A 17875-nucleotide genomic window follows, 5' to 3' on the forward strand; every position below is an offset into this window, starting at 1 on the left:
CCAAGCTCCGCAGGACCTTCAGCGATCTCAAGAGCAGCGTCTCCTGCACAGCCGTTCGCAGCCTGCGGCAGCGGCTACAGGCTCAGGGCCTGGGTGACTTTCTGCAGGTTGCCTTCCAGTTCGGCGAGCGGGTCGGCGCTGTCGGTTTCCAGCACCAGTAGCTGGCTGCCGCCGGCGCTGATGGCGGCTTTCAGTGCATCGGACGGCTGGCGGTGGTGCAGGACCAGGGCCACATCGTTGTCCTTGAGCCGGGCTTGCAGCTTTTTCAGGGCCTCGGGGGTCCATTCGTTGTCGGCCCGGGCGTCCACTTCCAGCAGTTCCAGGTTCAGGCCACTGACCAGGTACCCGAAGTGCTCGGAGAGGCTCAGCACGCTGAGGTTGTCGGCCTCGGCCAGGCGCGCTTCGCTGTCGGCGCTGAGTTTCAGCAGGCGCTGTTTGAGGCCTGCCAGGTTGCTTTCGATCTGCGGTTTGGCTTCGGGCGCCAGCCGCGCGAGGTCCGCCGCCAGCACGTCGGCCATGCGCCCCAGGTTGTTGCTGGACAGCCAGGGCTGGGCGTTGAGCCCGTCGCTCTTGCCCGGTTGCAGGGCCACCCCGGGCAGGGCGCCGTCCACCGGGCGTGCAGCGTCGATCTCGACGATGCGGATGTTGCTGCGCCGGGCGTTGGGGTACAGCGGGTCGTCCGGCCAGATCGAGCGCAGGCCGATCACTGCGTCGGCATTGAGTGCCAGCTTGGCCAGGGCCGGAGCGCCACGCCCGGTGAAATAGGCAGTCTGCCGCGAGCCCGGCAGGTTGGCCGGGGCGGCCCGTTCCAGCTTGATGTCGGTACCCTGCAGCAGGATCTGCCCCAGGCCGAAAGTCACCGGCAGGGAAGCCAGCACCGTCGGTGATTTGCTTGAGGTGGCGCTGTGCAGCGCGGTGTTGCCCATGCCGTGGCTGGCGACCACGCGCATCGGTTCGAAGTGGTCGCGCTCGGCCAGGGCCGGAGTAACGATCAGGCCGCCGAGGGCCAGGGCCAGGGTCAGGCGACGCAGTGACAGGTGAGGCAATGAACTGTGCATTTATCCGATATTCCCTTTCAGGCTGGGGACAGTGCCGCGAGCGATGGCGGCCAGGGCGAAGGCGACACCGGCCACCAGGATGATCGCGGCGCCGGAGGGCACCGGCAGGTCGAAGACGATCGGCAGCAGGATGCCGCACAGGGTGCTGACGGTGGCGATGCTCACCGAGATCCAGAAGAAGCCCTTGAGCGACTGGCTCAGCAGGCGTGCCGCGGCGGCCGGAATCACCAGCAGGGCGCCTACCAGGATGGCGCCGATGACTTTGACCGCGGCCACGGTGATCAGGGTCACCAGGATCACGAACAGGTAGTCCAGGGCCTTCACCGCTACGCCGCGTACCGCCGCCAGCTGCGGGTTGAAGCTGGCCAGCATGATGCGGTTGTACAACGGCAGGCTCAGGCCCAGCACCAGGGCGCCGACGATCAGCAGCACCAAGAGGTCGCTGCCGTTGACCGTGAGCACCGAGCCGAACAGCACGTTTTCCAGGATGTGCACGTTGATCTTGCCGGCGAGGATCAGCAGCAGGCTGGCGCCCAGGGCCAGGGACACCGAGAGGAACACGCCGATCAGGGTGTCCGGGGCCAGGCCGGTGCGGTTGCGCAGGTAGTTGAGCAGGATGCCGAACAGCAGGCAGTAGCCGAACAGGCTGCCGTAGGGGCCGGTGTAGGGTTCGCCCAGGAGGATGCCGATGGCCACCCCGGTCAGCGCCGCGTGGCCCACGGCTTCGGAGAAGAAGGCGAAGCGTTTGACCACCACCAGGGTACCCAGGCCGCCCAGCACCGGGCCGATCAGCAGCCCGGCCAGCAGGGCGTTGACCACGAACCCGTAGGCCAGGGCTTCGGGCAGGTAGCCGGCCGAAGCCCAGCCCTGGACCATCAGGCGAAAAGCTTCATAGGTCATCAGGCAGTGCTCCCGGCGGTTCGTGGATGGGTGGAGAACAGGCTGAGCAGGCGCTCCGGGGTCAGTGTCTGCTGCGCCGGGCCGTCGAACAGCACCCGACGGTTGAGGCCGGTGACCCGGTCCGCCAGGCGGCCCACGGCCTCCAGGTCGTGCTCGATCCACAACAGGGTGATGCCGCTCTGGCGCCAGTCGTGGAGCAGTCGTTCGAAGACCTGGATGCCGGCCTCGTCCAGGGCCGACATCGGTTCATCCAGTACCAGCAGTTGCGGTGCCGGGATCAGGCCCTGGGCCAGCAGTACCCGCTGGCGTTCACCGCCGGACAGGGCGCCCATGCGCCGCTTGCGCTTGTCCTGCATGCCGACTCGTTCCAGGGCCTCGCCAATGGCCTGGGCGTAGTGCCGGCTGAGGCCGAGAAAGGCCGGGCGGCGCTGGCACATGGCGGCCATGAAGTCGTCCACGGTCATGGGCAGGCCGCGGTCGAACTCCAGGGCCTGGGGCACGTAGCCGATGGTGCCGGGGGCATCCGGCCACTGCAGGCGCAACTGGCCCTGGTGCGGCATCTGCCCCAGCAGGGTCTTGATCAGCGAACTCTTGCCGCCGCCGTTGGGGCCCACCAGGGCGTGCACGCTGCCGGGCTGCACCTGGAAGGCGACGCGATCGAGGATGGTGGTGCGGCCCAGGGTCAGGCTGACCTGGTCGAACTCGATGGCCGGGCCCCGCAGCAGGGTCTCGATGGCGGTCATGCCCCGGCCTCCTGGATGGCCCGGACCACGGTGTCGAGGTTGCCCTTCATTTCCTTCTCGTACTTGTCGGCGCTGTAGTCGCCGTAGGAAATGTGCGACAGCGGGTAGAGCTTGACCCCGGATTCACGCTGGATGGTGTCGACGTAGGTGGAGGGGAAGTCCATCTCCGAGAAGATCACCTTGACGTCCAGCTCGCGCAGTTGGTCGATGGTCTTCTTCAACTGGCTGGGGCTGGGTTCGATGCCGTGGGCCGGCTCCACCACCGCGGTGACTTGCAGGCCGAACTCGCGCAGCAGGTAGTCGTAGGCAGCATGCACCGTGGCCACCCGCAGGTCGGCATTGGGCGCCTGGGTCAGCTTGGCCAGGGCGTCGGCGCGCATCTGCCGCAGGCGCTTGCCGTAGGCGCGGGCGTTATGGGTGTAGGTCTTGGCGTTGGCCGGGTCCATCTTGCCCAGCTCCCGGGCGATGTTGTTGACCTGGGCGATGGAGGCGCTGATGGAGAGGAAGGTGTGCGGGTTGACCACTTTGCCGGCGCCTCGCGCGGCCACCCCGGTGGCGGCCAGCAGCGGCACGTTTTCGTTGGCTTCGATCACCGGGATGTCCGGGCGCTCGCTGGCGGCGATCATGCGGTCGGCGAAGTCATCGTGGCCCACGCCGTTGAGCACTATCACGTCCAGGGTGCCGATGCGCTTGATGTCCTCGGCCCGGGGTTCGTAGGCGTGGGGGTTGAAGCCGGCGGGAATCAGCGGCACCACCTCGGCCTTGTCACCGACGATATTGGCCACGTAGCTGTAGTAGGGGTGCAGGGTGATGCCGATGCGCAGGCGCTTGGCCGGGTCGGCGCTGGCCAGGGGGCTGAGCACCAGGGCCAGCAGGCTGACCAGCAGCACCCGCAGGAATGGGCGGCGTTGCGATGAAATAGGCATGGGCAAGCGTTCTTCTCTCGGATGAATGCAAAAAGATCAATGACGATGCTGGCGAGTCACCCCGGCATCGAATTGCGCGACCACCTGTTGCCAGCCGGTGGCGGCCAGCGTCGCGTCGCTGAGATCGACAGGCACGGTGACGGACGGGGCACGATTGAGCCAGATATCCACCTTGGCCTGATCCTCGGTATCCAGGCGCATCAGAAAGGAACCGGCCACTTTCGGGTTCTGGCTCAGGCCCAGGTAGGCCTGATCCTGCAATTGCCAGGCATGGCCACCACGGCTCACCGAGCTGGCGTCCTGGGCGAAGGGGGCGAAGCCTTCCTCGGCCAGTTGCGCCGGGCTCGGCAGCGTCTGGCTTTCGGCCTGCAGCAGGTGGATTTCATCGAGGGTCACCCGCAGGTCGGCGTAGATGCCTTGTTCGCCGGCACTCAGGTCGCGGCGGGCGTCGAGCTGGTGGCTGGCGACGCTGGCGGTTTCGACTTTTTCGCCGCGCCACAGCACCACGGTGGCAGCCACACTCAGAATCAGTGCACACAGCAACAGCACATAGAGGGTTTCATGGCCGGCGCCGGCGGGGCGCACGACCTGGGTGGTGGCAGGAGTCATGGGGCCTCGATATCCGCTTGGTCGATCTCGACCACGTGGCCGGGGCCCGCATCGAAGAGTACGTAGAACTCGCTGGAAGGTTTCTTGAAGGTCAGGGTCGAGTCGGCCCCCAGCTTGCCCGGCACCAGGATGGTTTCGTCGTAGCCGATCACGTCCAGGGTCACCCCCGGGGCGCCGCTGCCATCGGAAAAGCCACCGGTGCAGCGGATCTGCTCGGCGTCTATGGCCTTGCACTCGCACATCGGGTTATGGGCCAGGGCGCTGTGGCTGAAGGCGCCGCCCAGCAACAACAGGGCCAGGGCGCCAAGGCGCCGTGGGGATACTGCGCAACTCATCGTTTGCCTCCTTGTTTTTCGAGCCAGGCCACGGTGGCGGGTGACGCCTGGCTCAGGGGAATGGATGCCTGGTGCATGCTGCCGTCCCAGCCTTCCATGGTGATCCACAGCTCGGAATCGGCCTTGGTCTTTTCCGGGATGGGCAGGCTGGCGCCCATGCGGTACGGGCTGCCGAAGAAAATCACCCCGGCGGCCCGCAGGCTGCGGGGCTTGCCGATGCGCAGGTAGGTGGCCTTGACCGGCTCGATGCAGGCCTGGCACAGGGCGGCGTTGAAGCTTTTCAGGTAACCGGCGGGGCCATCGCTGCGCGGCGCTTCGTTGCGCATTTCCGCCAGGCGCAGGCTCCAGGGGCCGACCTGGATTTCGCCGATCTCCCGTTCACCCAGGCCGCTTTCGCCGCGAAACAGGGCAACGTCGGCGAAGTATTTGGGCATGAAGCCCAGGGGAATCAGCAACAGCAGGATGTTCAGGTGAAAGCGCCACTTGTGCCAGAGCCGGCTCAGGTTCGAAGGCGCGGCGGCGGTGCTGGTCTGGCTCACAGGGTGCTCTCCGAGGTTTCGGCGCTCATGGCCGGGGCGGGTGCCTGGGCGGGTTTGCTGGCGGGGCGCGCCCGGGCGGCCTTTTCTTCGCGCTTGAGGGCGTTGGCGGTGGCCAGGGCGGTACGCTTGGTCCAGATCAGCAGGCCGCTGAGGACCATCATGCTCAGCACCAGGCCGAAGAAGAACCAGATCAGCTTGATCCAGAGGCCGCCGAAATCACCGGTGTGCAACGGGCGCATGGATTCGGTGACGAACTCCAGGGTGTTGCGGTCTGCCAGCAGGTGCGAGGTGTCCAGGGAGCCGGTATAGGGGTTGATGTTGGCGGTCTGGTACATCAGCGGATACCAGCCGCGGCCGCCGACATACAGGTGGCTGTAGGCGTTGCTCGGCAGGCTGACGAAGCTGATGTCGAAGCCGGGGATTTTCTGTGTGGCAATGCCGATGGCCTGGTCCAGGCCGATCATCGGCGCCGGGCTGCCATCGCCCGTGGTCGGCACTTGTTCACGGGCGATCACCGGGACCACGGGTTCGCTGGAGATACTGATGTGGTTGTCCGAAAGAATCGCTTCGATCATGAACCAGGTGCCGGTGATGGAGATCACCGCGATGAACCAGATTGACCAGATACCGCTCAGGCGATGGAAATCACCCCAGAAGATCCGTGCGCCATGGCGCAGGCGCAGGGTCGGCTTGAGAAAGCCTTTCCAGAACTTCTTGTAGACCACCAGCCCGGTGATCAGCGACACCAGCATGGGCAGGCCCAGCAAGGACACCAGGTACCAGCCCCAGCTGTAGCCGTTGGTGAAGGGCACCAGCCACCAGCCGTGCAGGGCGCGGGTGAAGCCCTGGAAATCGAACTGCGGGCTGGTGCCCTGGATCACCCCGGTGTAGGGGTTGACGTAGAGCGTCGGCGAGCGGCCGTCCGGGTAGCTGACACTGACACTCAGGGCGAAGTGGCTTTCATCCGGGGTGACGATGGTGTCCACCCGGGTCTGGGGTTCGGCGCGCTTGATGGCCTGGACGATCTGGTCGTAATTCAGCGGTTGTGCGTCATCGCTGGGCTTGCTGGCGCGCACGTCGGGGTTGGCCAGCCACACGATCTCCTGGCTGACCACCGCCAGGGTGCCGGTGACGCAGACAATCAGCACAAAGAACCAGATGGGCAGGGCCAGCCAGCTGTGCACCAGAAACCAGATTTTTGAACGGGACTTCTTCGACATTGAATGGGCGTCTTGATTCGAGGAATGGAGCGGCACTGGAACCCGGGACCGGGCCCGGGACAAAAAGCGCCGGGCATAGCCTGGGCCAACGCGGCCTGCTGCATCTAATTAAGACGAATGAGAATCGTAAATCCCGAAAGGCGATATGAAAGTAAATGTTACGAAGCTGCGAAACCCTCGTGAAAGCCGCTGCTTGACTGGTTTGGCCAATGCCCATGGCCCCGTAGGAGCGGGCTCGCCCGCGAACGGGTCCGCGAGACGCCTTCGCCGGCAAGCCGGCTCCTACAGGGGCAGGCTCAGCCGGCCTGTTGCTGGAACATTTCCCGGGCCCTTCGGCCGATTTCCTCGGCGCTCAGTTCCTCCTTGCGGCTGGCGAGGAACCACACATGCCCGAAAGGGTCGCGCAGGCTGCCGCTGCGATCGCCGTAGAACTGGTCCTTGACCGCCGACACTTCGGTGCCGCCCGCGGCGATCGCCTGGGCAAAGCGGTTGTCGACATCTTCCACATACAGGTGCAGCCCGACCGATGTCTTGTGGGCTTCCGGGCTGCCCATCGGGGTTTGTTCGCAAGGGCTGCCGAGCATGATGGCCGAACCGCCGATGCGCAGTTCGACATGGCCGACCCTGCCGTCGGGCATGTCCAGGCGCATGATCTGCACCGCGTCGAAGGCCTTCTTGTAGAACTCGATGGCCTCGGCGGCGCGCTGGATGCCCAGGTAGGGGGTGACGCCGCTGAAACCTTCGGGAATGGGATTGACGCTCATCAGGGTTTCTCCTTGATCTTGTTGTTGGGGGCGACGCTGACGCCGCGTGGAGCAGGCTTCACTCTATACCCGGGCCCTTGCCTGCCCGGCACGGGCCGACGAGGTGTCGTCCAGGCAACACTGGCCTACTGTTGGCCCATCAACAGCCTTCCAGCAATCTGCCCGGCAGAGGGCTTGATGCCGGGGCGAAATAACCACCCAAGTCCTTGAATTCATGGGGGCAGGCTTTAGGCACAGAAGCTGCAATGAACGGCAGTCACCTTCATTCGCCCGAGAGCGCCGTATGCCTGCATTGCCTGAATCTGCCGTTTATCCCCTGCACACTCCCGCTGCCCATGTGATCCGCGATGGCGCCGAAGCCCTGACCGTGGCCCGGCAAGTGGCCGCGATCCTGCTGGAGCAGGACGCCGAGCGCGACCGTACCCGGGAAGTACCGGCGCAGGTGGTCGACCTGTACTCCAACAGTGGCTTGTGGGGCATCAGCGTGCCTCGCGAATTTGGCGGCGCCCAGGTGTCCTATGCGGTGCTGGCCGAGGTCATCGCGATCATTTCCGCTGCCGACCCGTCCCTGGGGCAGATCCCGCAGAACCACTACTGCCTGCTGGAAGACATCCGCCTGCAGGGCACGCCGGAGCAACAGGCGCACTTTTTCGCCCTGGCCCTGCAAGGCCATCGCTTTGCCAATGCGTTGTCGGAAACCGGCGGCAAGAACGTCCAGGACATCCAGGCCACTGTCCGCCGCTCGGGTGACGGTTATGTGATCAATGGCCGCAAGGGCTACTGCACCGGTTCGCTGTATGCCCATTGGCTGGCAGTGCTGGCCCTGGACGAGCAGGGCAGGGGCCAGCTGGCCTTCGTGCCCCGGGGCAGCGAGGGGCTGGCGGTGATCGACGACTGGGACAGCATCGGCCAGCGCACCACCTCCAGTGGCACCGTACTGGCCCAAGACCTCAAGGTGCCGGCCTTCAACCTGTTTCCCACCTACCGTTCCTACGAAAGCCCGACCCTGGCCGGGCCCTTCGCCCAGCTGACCACGGCCGCCATCGACGCCGGGATTGCCCGGGCGGCGCTGCGCGACACCATCGCCTTCGTGCGTGAGCATGCCCGGCCGTGGATCGATGCCGGGGTGGAGAAGGCCAGTGAAGACCCGCTGGCCATCATCCAGGTGGGGGCCCTGGACATTCGCCTGGAAGCCGCCGAGGCCCTGCTGGAACGGGCCGGCCTGGCCCTGGACGCGGCCCGCCCGGCACCCGATGAAGACAATGTGGCCCGGGCCTCCCTGGCGGTGGCCAAGGCCAAGGTGCTGACCACCGAAATCGCCATCGAGGCCAGCAACAAACTGTTCGAACTGGGGGGCACCCGTTCCACCCTCAAGCGCCACAACTTCGACCGCCACTGGCGCAACGCCCGGGTGCATACCCTGCACGACCCGGTGCGCTGGAAATACCACGTGGTGGGCAACTGGCTGCTCAACGACATCAAGCCACCGCGCCATGACTGGTCCTGAACCATGGCCGAACTGTTCAAGAACATTTACTGGGCCGATATCGCCCAGGCCTGCGTCGATACCCTGAGCATGCTCGGCGCGGCCCTGGGTTTTACCGTGCTGCTGGGGCTGCCCCTGGGCGTGCTGCTGTTTCTCACCGGCAAGCGCCAGTTGCATGAAGCGGTGGGCCTGTATCGGGTGCTGTCGGTGCTGGTCAACATGCTGCGCTCCTTGCCCTTCATCATCTTGCTGATCGTGCTGATTCCCCTGACCACCTTGCTGGTGGGCACCTCGCTTGGCGTGCCGGGCACTATCCCGCCGCTGGTGGTGGGCTGCACGCCGTTCTTTGCCCGGCTGGTGGAAACCGCCCTGCGGGAAGTGGACCGCGGGGTGGTGGAAGCGACCCAGGCCATGGGCGGCAGCACCTGGCAGATCATTCGCCACACCTTGCTGCCCGAAGCCCGGGGCGGACTGCTGGCGGCGGTCACGGTGACCGCCATCGTGCTGGTGGATTACACCGCCATGGCCGGGGTGATCGGTGGCGGCGGCCTGGGCGACCTGGCCATCCGCTACGGCTACCAGCGTTTCCAGACCGATGTGATGGTGGTCACCGTGGTCCTGCTGCTGGTGCTGGTGCAGGCCCTGCAGATGACCGGTGACCGCCTGGTGGCGCACTACAGCCGCCGTTGAAGCGATTTCTTCGAACCCAACCCGAAACACGGCCCCACGTGCGCCCCACGACGGCTGTCTGCCTCTGCCTTAGGAGCAACCCATGAAGAAGACCCTGGCCGTATTGGCCGCCGTACTGTCCCTGAGCGTCAACGCCAACGAAAAGCTGCTGGTGGGCGCGACCCCGGTGCCCCACGCCGAGATCCTCGAATTCGTCAAACCGCAACTGGCCAAGGAAGGCGTGGACCTGCAGATCAAGGTGTTCACCGACTTCATCCAGCCCAACCAGCAACTGGCGCTGAAGAACCTCGACGCCAACTACTACCAGTACCGGCCGTTCCTCGATGACTTCAACAAGACCCGGCACACCGACCTGATGCCCGTGGTGGGGGTGCACATCGAACCGTTCGGCGCCTATTCCACCAGGATCAAGAGCATCGCCGAGCTCAAGGACGGGGCCAGTGTGTCGATTCCCAACGACCCGGTGAACACCGGCCGGGCCCTGGTGCTGCTGGATGAAGCGGGGCTGATCAAGCTCAAGGACCCGAGCAACACCCTGGCCACCCAGCGCGACATTGTCGAGAACCCCAAGCACCTGAAGATCCGTGAACTGGAAGGCGCCTTGCTGGCCCGCTCGGTAAGCCAGGTGGACCTGGCGTTTGTCTTCGCCAACTACGCCCTGGAAGCCGGGATCGATACCAACAGCGCCTTGATCGTGGAGAAGGGCAAGGACCTGTACATCGAATTTCTGGTGGCGCGCCCGGACAACATCAACGACCCGCGGATCCAGAAACTGGCCAAGGCGCTGAACTCCGACGCCGTGCGCCAGTTCATCCTGACCCGCTACAAAGGCCAGATCGCCCCCGGCTTCTGAGCATCTGCTCCCTTGTAGGAGCTGGCTTGCCAGCGAAGAGGCCCGCGAGACCGCCTTCGCCGGCAAGCAGGCTCCTACAGGGTGAGGCGGGTCAGGTGCGCTGTTGCGCCTGCTCCCGGTATTGCTGCCGGGTGTCGTCCAGCAGCACCTCCCTGAGCGGCACCGCCCCTACGGCCAGGGCTTTCTCGATGCTCAGGTCGTCGCCACGGGCCGCCAGCAGGGCTTGCAGCCGCTGGAACTCGCCGCACCAGATGGTCTCGATGTCTTTGTCGCGCTGGGTATCGCGCTGGGCGCTGAGGGCTACCGCGCGTACCTGCAACCGGCCGTTATCGGCATTGCCGCCCACCTCCACGCCATAACCCGGAGTGGCGCCCTTGCGCAGCACCACCCTGCCGTCCTGGGCCCAGGCGGTGGCCATGCCCTCGCGAACTTCGTAGCCCAGGCTGGCCAACCCTTCGAGTACCGCCTGGCGGCGGGCCAGGGCGGCGCGTTGTTGCAGCTCGGCTTCGATCAGCGCACTGAAACGGGCAATCAGCCCATCCACTGGCGCCATATGGGCCAGGCTGCATTGGCCGGCCTGGGCCAGCTCGTTTTCGGCACTTGCGGGGCACAAGGTCGCCACTTCGCTGGCCAGTTCCTCAAGGCGCGCCAGGCGCGCGCGGCGCTCCTGGCTGTCGCGGGTGGCCTGGGCCAGCTCCAGCACCAGGCTGTCCAGCAGCAGGTTGCGCTGCTGCACGCGGGTTTCTGCATCTATCTGGCGCAACTTGGCCAGGTAGGGTTCGGCGCTGGCCTGATCATCGAGGGTCAGCAACTGGGCAATGTGCTGCTCGATGCGTTCCAGTCTGGGTTCCGCTTGCTCATTGGCGGCGCGCCACTGCGCCAGGGTCTGGGTTGGGGTTTCGCCTTGCAGGCGCCGGGCCAGTTGCTGCTGGGCCTCGCTCAGGCCCTGTTCTTCGACTGCCGCCCCCAGGCTGGCGAAACCCTGGGCCAGGATCGACTCCACAGCCGGCACCGGCTGCCCATCGGCAATCGCCCGCAACGGCTCCAGCAATTGGGCTGCGAGCGGCTTGCCTTGCAGGGCGCCCAACAGGGTGGCGGCGTTTTCCCGCTGGCGGCGGGCCAGTTGGCGCTGTTGCGTGGCTTGCTGCACCGCGCGGTTTTCCCGTTGTTGCAGATCGTCCTTGAGGAACTCGATTTCGATCGGTACCTGCTTTTGCAGGTCCTGCAGGCGATCGGCCTCGATCAACTGGCGCAACTGTTTGAACCGCTCGTGGGTGGCGGCCCGTTCCTGTTCGGTCAGTTGCCCCAGGCGTTGTGCCTGCTCTTCCCAGCGGGCAATAGCTTGCTCCAGGCGCCGCAGGTGACCGGCGCAGATCTCCAGGATTTCTTCACGGGTGACGATACGCACCACTTTCGGGCCGCTCATGGGGTTTGCTCCGTGTCTGCCAGGGCTTGGGGCTGCGTCACCGAATCGGCACCGGCCAGCGGCTGCAGGGCCTGCTCGATGGCGGCCTGCAGGCGAGCGCGCTCGCTTTGCGGGTCGTGGTACCAGGCCTGCGACGAGACCCGGTGCAGGTGGGGAATGGCCCGGCGCAGCACCGAAGGGCGCCAGATTTCCCGGGAGCGAGCGCGGGCCAGGAGGCCGTGGCGCGGGGTATCGCATTCGATGCCCAGGGCGTAGAGCCCGGTATCGGGGTGCTCGATGGCAAAGTCCAGGCCGAAGGCATCCCCTTCGTTGGCGCTGACCGGGCTCCAGCCCAGGGTGCGGATGAACGCCGCCACCGCCTGGGTGAAGCCGTCGCTGTGGGCGTTGTGCTGGACCTTTGCATCCTGGCGCTCGGTGACCAGGCGCCCCAGCAGGCTGTGGCCGCTGGCAAACTCCCCGGCCGACAGGGCGCGGGCGTACTCCAGGTAGCCTTGCAGGTAGTCCCGCGGGCTGGCGGGCGGGCGCTGGGTGGTGAGCATGTCGGAGATATCGGCAATCGGCATCGAGGTGATCATCACCACTTTGCGCCGGGCCCGGGTCACCGCCACATTGAGTCGGCGCTCGCCGCCGGTCTGCCCCAGGACCCCGAAGTTGCGGCGGAAGCTGCCCTGGCTGTTACGCCCGAAGGTCGAGGAGAACACGATGATGTCGCGCTCATCGCCCTGGACGTTCTCGACGTTCTTGACGAACACCGACATGTCCTCGCCGTCCTCGCTGCGTTCGCGCTCCTGGCTGTAGGCTGCACGAAACGCCGGATCCTGCTCGGCGCGCAACTCCAGGCGCTCTTCGATCAGGTCGGCCTGCTTGCGGTTGAAGGTCACCACCCCCACCGAGGGGCGTTCGGCATAGGGCGCCTGCCAGAGCTCGGCCAGGTAGTCCACCACCCGTTCGGCCTCGTCGGGGTTGACCTGCTGCTGGTAGACGCCGTCCACGCGGATCAGCTCCAGCGGCTTGATGGCGAGGATATTGGCCTGGGGATGGCGTACCGGGATGCTCAGGCGGTTGCCGTAGAACGAGGCGTTGGAGAAACCGATCAGCTCGCGGTAGGCCGAGCGGTAGTGGATCTGCAGGGTGGTGGCGGGTAGCGAGCTGCGAGCCAGTTGCAGCAGGTCCGGGCAGTCCTTGATTTCGCGGCGGTTCCAGGTGTCTTCGAAGGCCTCCCGTTGTTCCTCGTCGGCATCGGCGTCCGGCTGGTCGCCATCGAACAGTTCGGCTTCGTCGCTTTCCACCCGGCTGGAGAAGAAGGCGGTGGGCGGCATCTGCTTCTCGTCGCCGCTGACCACCGTGACCCGGCCCCGGTACAGGGTCGGCAGGGCGAACTCCACCGGCATCTGCGAGGCTTCGTCGTAGATCACCGTATCGAACAGCCCGGGCTTGAGCGGCAGCACCCGGCTGGCCACGTCCGGGTTCATCAGCCACACCGGTCGCAGGCTCATCAGCCCCAGCCCCGCGCCCATCTCCATGAACTCGCGCAAGCGTCGCGAACGACGCCCGGTGAGGCGGGTGACGTCCTCCCACTGTTTGCGGGTGCCCAGGCGCGACAGCTCGATGCCTTCACTGAGCAACTGACGGTTGAGGTTGCGCATCTGGGTGTCGGCTTCGCCCAGGCTGGCGATCTTCGCCGCGGTTTCGCTGTGCTCGAGCATCAGCTCGGGTTGGCGTTGTTCGATCTGGCGCTTCCAGCCCAGCCGTGCTTCGCGGTTGAGCATGCGCCGCACCACGGCTTCCAGTTGCTCGGCGGGAATGGCGTCGAGCGCGTCCTGGTAATCGCGCAGGACTACCAGCAACTCCAGGTCCGCCGGCGACAGCTGGCCGGCCCGGGCCCGGAAAGCCTGGTAGGCGCTCAGGGTCGGCAAGGCGTCGCGCAGGCGGTTGAGGGCCGACTGATTGCCCTGGTTGTGCTCCACGCGCTGGCGCAGTTGGCCCAGCAGCTCGGGTTGCAGCCACTGATCCAGGCGCTGCAGGGCATTCAGGCTGTCCTGGCGCACGCTGTGGCGGATAAACGCGGCGTCGTAGCCGGCCAGCAGGCTGTCCAGGGAGCGCCGCTCGCCGGTCAGTACCACCGCATCCAACTGCTCCACCCGGGGGGCTTGCGCCAGGGTCATGGCCAGGGCGCGCATTTCTTCCAGTTGCCCGAGGTCCTGGCGTACCTGCGGCAGCAGGCCCGGGCCGCAATCGCTGGCGATCTCTACAAGGCTCAGTTGTTGATGCAGGTGTTGCAACTGCGCGCGCAAGGGCCGCCACTGGCTTTCCAGCAGGGCCGCCGCCAGCAGTTCCGGCAGGCGCTGCGGCTGGGCCGCGGCGCCCTGTTCGGCGAGGAAGGCCAGCAACTGGCGCTGGCGGATCAGGCGCAGCGGGTTGAGCCGCGCCAGCCAGGAGCGACCCTGGATAACGGCGCGGGCGCGTTGCTGCAGGGTGCGCAGTTGGGCCGCGGGCAGGGCGCTGAGGCCCGGCGCCAGGTCGGCCTGGTAAGCGGCGGCGTCGCACTGTGCCAGTTGTTGAGCCAGTGCCTGCAGGGCCTGGATCAGCCCGTCGCCTTCTGCGGCCTGGCCGTTGCTGCCACGAAACAGCGGGAGCCAGCGTGCCAGCCGTTGGCGACGCTCATCGTCCAGGCCCAGCAGGCTGTGCAGGTGCTGGTCGAGCCAGGCGCGGTAGGGCGCCGGGTCGTCGACTTCGAAGTCGGCCGGGTGTGCCTGCAGGGTTTCCAGGCGCTGTTCCTCGCAGCTCAGCAGGCGCTCGAAGCCCTGGTTGAACGCTTGCACCGTGGCGGCGTCGGTGGGGAAGGGCTGGAGCTGGGCCAGGGCGCTGTGTTCATAGCGGGCCGGCAGCCACAGGCGGATCAGCGGCGCGCAGGCCTCTTCCAGACGGGTCAGGCTGGCGATGTCCAGGGCCGCCAGGTGCTGGCGCAATACCGGGACATCCAGGGCCGCTGGCCCCTGTTCCAGGCCGATCAGCTCGCCGATCAACTGGCGGTAGCTCAAGCCACAGTGTTCATCGATGCGGTGCAGGCTCTGGTGGAAGCGATCCAGTTCGCCCTCCAGGGCTTCGATGCGTGCCGCCAGGCGTTCACGCTGGTGCAGCCAGGGTTGCTGGACGGCATCGTCCTTGAACAGGGCCTCAAGCTGTTCGCGGACACTGCGGATCACCGGTTCGCGGTCACGGTTGATGTCGTTGAGCATCACCACCCGGTTGCCCAGTCCTTCGGCCACCAGGCGCTTGTGCACCACTTCCAGGGCGGCGTGCTTCTGGCAGACGATCAGCAGGCTGCGCTGGCGGCCGATGGCGTCGGCCACCATGTTGACGATGGTCTGGCTCTTGCCGGTGCCGGGCGGGCCTTCCACCAGCAGCCCGGGGGCCTGTCGGGCCTGGAGCACCGCGGCTTCCTGGGAGGGGTCGCTGGCCACGGTAAAGAAGCGCTGCAGTTCAGGCGCGAGCGCGGTGGCAGCGCTGTCGCCGCTGTCGGGCTCCGCGGGGTTCAGGCGCAGGGCGGTTTCCAGGCCGGTGCCGCCGGGGGGCAGGGCCTTGAGCTGGCGCAGGTCCTCGCCGATGGCCTGGCCCATGAAGGCCACATGGAACAGCACGGCGGCACAGGCCAGTTGATCCTGGTAGGGCTGCACTTCGGTGCTCGGCGGTGGCAGGCTGCCGAGCACCCGGGAGCTGGCAGTGGCCAGCATGCCGAAGGCGTCCATCACGTCGGCGGCCTTGAGCGCCGAACGCCCCAGTAGTTCATCGGCGGCCTTGCGCCAGAGCTTGGCGGCATCGATGCCCAGCAAGGTGTCGAGCCCCGGATTGAGGCGCACCTCTTCACGCTCGCTGTCGAAGACCAGGGCCACCTTGCCGCGGCTGCCGACTTCCAGCAGCAGCTTGACCGGCCACAGCAGCAACGGCGCGATGCGAGTGCGAGTGGTGCCACGCGCGTCCCGGGTCAGGAGGAAAGGGAAGCCCAGGTACAGGCCATCGATCCCGGTGTCGCGCTTGTACAGCGAACTCTGGCGGTACAGGCTGCTGAGCCGTGCATCCAGCTGCGGGTTTTCGGCGAAGCACGCCGGGTCGAGGCTGATGGGCTGGGCGTTGCGCGCCACCAGGTGATCCAGCAGCGCCGTGGCCGGGCTGCGCTCACTGTGAAATTCGTTGAGGTCGACCCGGGCGGTGGTCTTGCCGATGCTCATGCGCACCAGCGGGCCGCGCAGCACCACGCTGGCGACCTTCTTCTCGAAGAAGTCGAGGATCTGCGACACGTAGTGCTGCTTTTGCGGCTCCAGCCACTGCTCTGCGCCGATGGCCAGCAGCACCAGGGCCCTGGCCAGGGGCATGCGGCGTTCCAGGCGGAACTGCTCGGCCCATTCATCGACGCTCGGCACGCCACAACGGGCGAAGCCGCTGATGCGCTCGTCGACTTCACGGTACAAGGCCGGGCGCGGCAGCCCCAGCAGGGCACGCGCACTGGCCGCATCGAAGCTCAGGACCACGGCTTCGCGGGCCAGGGTGGCGGCTTCTTCGAGGATCGCGTCCACCGAGCGGAACTGCCCGATGGCGGCGCTGAGCAGCACGATCAGGTCTTCTTCGCTGATGGAGCGGCGGTCCGACAGGGACAGGATGCCGTTGTGCTCGCTGTCCGGCAGCAGGCGCTGGCGTTCTTCCCACTGTGCGGCCAGACGGGCGCGGGAGCTGGAGAGCAGGTAGATGCGCAGTTGCTCCTCGTCCAGTTCGATGGCCTGGTGCTGGGCGCGCTGGCGTACCTGTTCGGCCCGCAGCTTGAGCCGCGACAGCCAGTGCTCGGTCTCCAGGCGTTCCAGCAGGTCCGGGGCCGGGCCGCTGATCAAGCGGTAACCGTCCAGGGGATGCTCCAGCAACCAGCCGGGGGTGACGATCTCGCCGCGCTGGATCAGGGGCATTTCCGGGTTCAGCAGTTTCAAGGCGAGCATCAGCCGGGTGTCATCGTCCAGCCCTTCGTGCTGGGCCACCTGGCGCAGGCCCGCCAGCTGCCGTGCGGGCAAACCGGCCTGTTCGGCCCAGGTGACGATCACCCCGCGCAGCAGGTGATCCAGGGCCTGGGGCCAGTGTTCGACTTCGGCGGCAGCCAGGGCGAACGGCCCTGGCCGGCGAAAGCGCCGGCTGCCCAGGGCGATGCTGGCGCCTTCCTCGGCGTCCTCTTCACTGGCGACCGAGGCCGGGACGCTGGGGCTTTCGCCTTGGAGCCAGGCCTGCACCTGGGGCCATTGCCAGCGCTGGTGGCGGTCCCGGGCCAGCAGGCCGCGCAGCAGCAGTTCCAGGCGCGGGTCGAGGTCGTCCGGCAGCAGCACGCCGTTGGCCAGAATGTGAATCAGGTAGGCGTTGGCATTGATGCCGGCGAAGCATTCTCCCTGGGTCAGTTGTTCCAGCAGGATCATCCCCAGGCTCCACCAGTCGGAGGCTGCGGCCACGCCCCCGGCAATGGCTTCGGGGGCCATGTAGCGGCTGGTTTCCAGGGGCGAGACGATGTCCAGGTCGAACTCCGACAGCCGCGCCGAACCGAAGCCGCTGATCACCAGGTCCAGGGGCTCGCGGCTGCGCACCAGCAAGGTTGCCGGGCGCAGGTCGCGGTGGCGCAGGCCGGCTTCGCTGAAGGCATGCAGGGCCTGGCCCAGTTCACGGACGATGTGCTGCACCGCGGCCCTGTCGCTGACCACGATCCCCAGGTCGGCCAGGGTGCCGCCGGTGAGTTCTTCAGCCACTTCGAAGGCGCGCTCGTCCCAGCGGCCGGTGAGGATGATTTCCGGCACGTGTTCCCGGGGCAGGCGCTTGAGGGCTTCGTACACCGACGGGTCGGGTTCGGCGCCGGCCTGGTACAGGGTCAGCACCGCCTGGTGCGCGGTTTCCCGGTGCTCGGCGATAAAGCGCTCGCGCACGCCGCCGCTGCTGATCTGGCGCAGCAGGCGCCAGCCTTCGATCACGGTTTCACTGTCGGCGGCTGGGGGCGCTGCGGGTGGCTGTTGCTCCGGGGCGAGCGGGTCGGCGCCGCAGACCAGGCACATCAAGTCGCCGTCCGCCATGGCATGACCGTTGCTGCAGAGCAGGGGCGAGCCGCTGTCCGCCGCGACCGGGGGCTGCGGCTCAAGCGCTTCGAGGGTGACTACCGGTTGTGGGCGCCAGCCTTCGGGATGAATCGCTTCGGCGGAGAGTTCCCAGCCGCAGGCCCGGTTGTCTACCTGGCCTTCACAGAAAATTTCGGCCAGTGGGCGTTCAGTCTGGCAATTGGGGCAAAAACGTATCATCGGTAGCGGTTC

At 66.7% G+C, this 17875-nt stretch carries 14 protein-coding genes; 3 read left to right on the plus strand and 11 right to left on the minus strand.

Going from position 1 to position 17875, the window contains the following annotated elements:
• Positions 1 to 74: 74 nt before the first annotated feature.
• The 9 genes from AC1RL5_RS27175 to AC1RL5_RS27215 form a co-directional block, all read right to left on the minus strand.
• Positions 75 to 1058 carry a metal ABC transporter solute-binding protein, Zn/Mn family gene (locus AC1RL5_RS27175; RefSeq protein ID WP_123397298.1) on the minus strand — a complete coding sequence of 328 codons (984 nt, stop codon included), beginning with the start codon at positions 1056 to 1058 and terminating at the stop codon, positions 75 to 77.
• Positions 1059 to 1958, minus strand: a complete 900-nt coding sequence (locus tag AC1RL5_RS27180; RefSeq protein WP_047288112.1) for a metal ABC transporter permease — start codon at positions 1956 to 1958, stop codon at positions 1059 to 1061.
• Positions 1958 to 2701, minus strand: coding sequence for a metal ABC transporter ATP-binding protein (locus AC1RL5_RS27185; RefSeq protein ID WP_093407968.1), 744 nt, complete (start codon positions 2699 to 2701; stop codon positions 1958 to 1960). Before AC1RL5_RS27185 ends, AC1RL5_RS27180 begins: the two co-directional genes overlap by 1 nt.
• The gene (locus tag AC1RL5_RS27190; protein ID WP_492589391.1) at positions 2698 to 3627 is read right to left on the minus strand and encodes a metal ABC transporter substrate-binding protein; all 930 of its coding nucleotides are present in this window, start codon (positions 3625 to 3627) and stop codon (positions 2698 to 2700) included. Before AC1RL5_RS27190 ends, AC1RL5_RS27185 begins: the two co-directional genes overlap by 4 nt.
• Before the next feature lie 36 nt (positions 3628 to 3663).
• Positions 3664 to 4236: a DUF6162 family protein gene (locus tag AC1RL5_RS27195; RefSeq protein ID WP_492589390.1), complete on the minus strand. Its 573-nt coding sequence runs from the start codon at positions 4234 to 4236 to the stop codon at positions 3664 to 3666.
• A complete protein-coding gene (locus tag AC1RL5_RS27200) occupies positions 4233 to 4571 on the minus strand; it encodes a hypothetical protein (RefSeq protein ID WP_015636478.1) in 339 nt (112 codons plus the stop codon). The genes AC1RL5_RS27195 and AC1RL5_RS27200 overlap by 4 nt, the downstream gene beginning before the upstream one ends.
• On the minus strand, positions 4568 to 5110 hold the full coding sequence (locus AC1RL5_RS27205) for a PA2404 family protein (protein ID WP_011062445.1): 543 nt from the start codon (positions 5108 to 5110) through the stop codon (positions 4568 to 4570). Before AC1RL5_RS27205 ends, AC1RL5_RS27200 begins: the two co-directional genes overlap by 4 nt.
• Positions 5107 to 6330 (minus strand): PepSY-associated TM helix domain-containing protein, encoded by a 1224-nt coding sequence (locus AC1RL5_RS27210; RefSeq protein WP_053159635.1) that lies wholly within the window; start codon positions 6328 to 6330, stop codon positions 5107 to 5109. The genes AC1RL5_RS27205 and AC1RL5_RS27210 overlap by 4 nt, the downstream gene beginning before the upstream one ends.
• 296 nt (positions 6331 to 6626) lie before the next feature.
• Positions 6627 to 7094 (minus strand): VOC family protein, encoded by a 468-nt coding sequence (locus AC1RL5_RS27215; protein WP_492589389.1) that lies wholly within the window; start codon positions 7092 to 7094, stop codon positions 6627 to 6629.
• A 283-nt stretch (positions 7095 to 7377) separates the two neighbouring features.
• Here AC1RL5_RS27215 and AC1RL5_RS27220 point away from each other — a divergent pair, with 283 nt between their 5' ends.
• From AC1RL5_RS27220 to AC1RL5_RS27230, 3 genes are all read left to right on the plus strand, one after another.
• Positions 7378 to 8601, plus strand: coding sequence for an SfnB family sulfur acquisition oxidoreductase (locus AC1RL5_RS27220; protein ID WP_492589388.1), 1224 nt, complete (start codon positions 7378 to 7380; stop codon positions 8599 to 8601).
• 3 nt (positions 8602 to 8604) lie between these two features.
• Positions 8605 to 9270, plus strand: coding sequence for a methionine ABC transporter permease (locus AC1RL5_RS27225; RefSeq protein ID WP_011062441.1), 666 nt, complete (start codon positions 8605 to 8607; stop codon positions 9268 to 9270).
• An 82-nt stretch (positions 9271 to 9352) separates the two neighbouring features.
• Positions 9353 to 10123, plus strand: coding sequence for a MetQ/NlpA family ABC transporter substrate-binding protein (locus AC1RL5_RS27230; RefSeq protein WP_492589387.1), 771 nt, complete (start codon positions 9353 to 9355; stop codon positions 10121 to 10123).
• Positions 10124 to 10214: 91 nt separating this feature from the next.
• Here the strand turns inward: AC1RL5_RS27230 and AC1RL5_RS27235 are convergent, their stop codons facing one another.
• Positions 10215 to 11549, minus strand: coding sequence for a coiled-coil domain-containing protein (locus tag AC1RL5_RS27235; protein WP_492589386.1), 1335 nt, complete (start codon positions 11547 to 11549; stop codon positions 10215 to 10217).
• Positions 11546 to 17863: an AAA domain-containing protein gene (locus tag AC1RL5_RS27240; protein WP_492589385.1), complete on the minus strand. Its 6318-nt coding sequence runs from the start codon at positions 17861 to 17863 to the stop codon at positions 11546 to 11548. Before AC1RL5_RS27240 ends, AC1RL5_RS27235 begins: the two co-directional genes overlap by 4 nt.
• Positions 17864 to 17875: the final 12 nt, after the last annotated feature.

The sequence above is a fragment of the Pseudomonas sp. GW822-FHT06D10 genome (assembly GCF_058799535.1).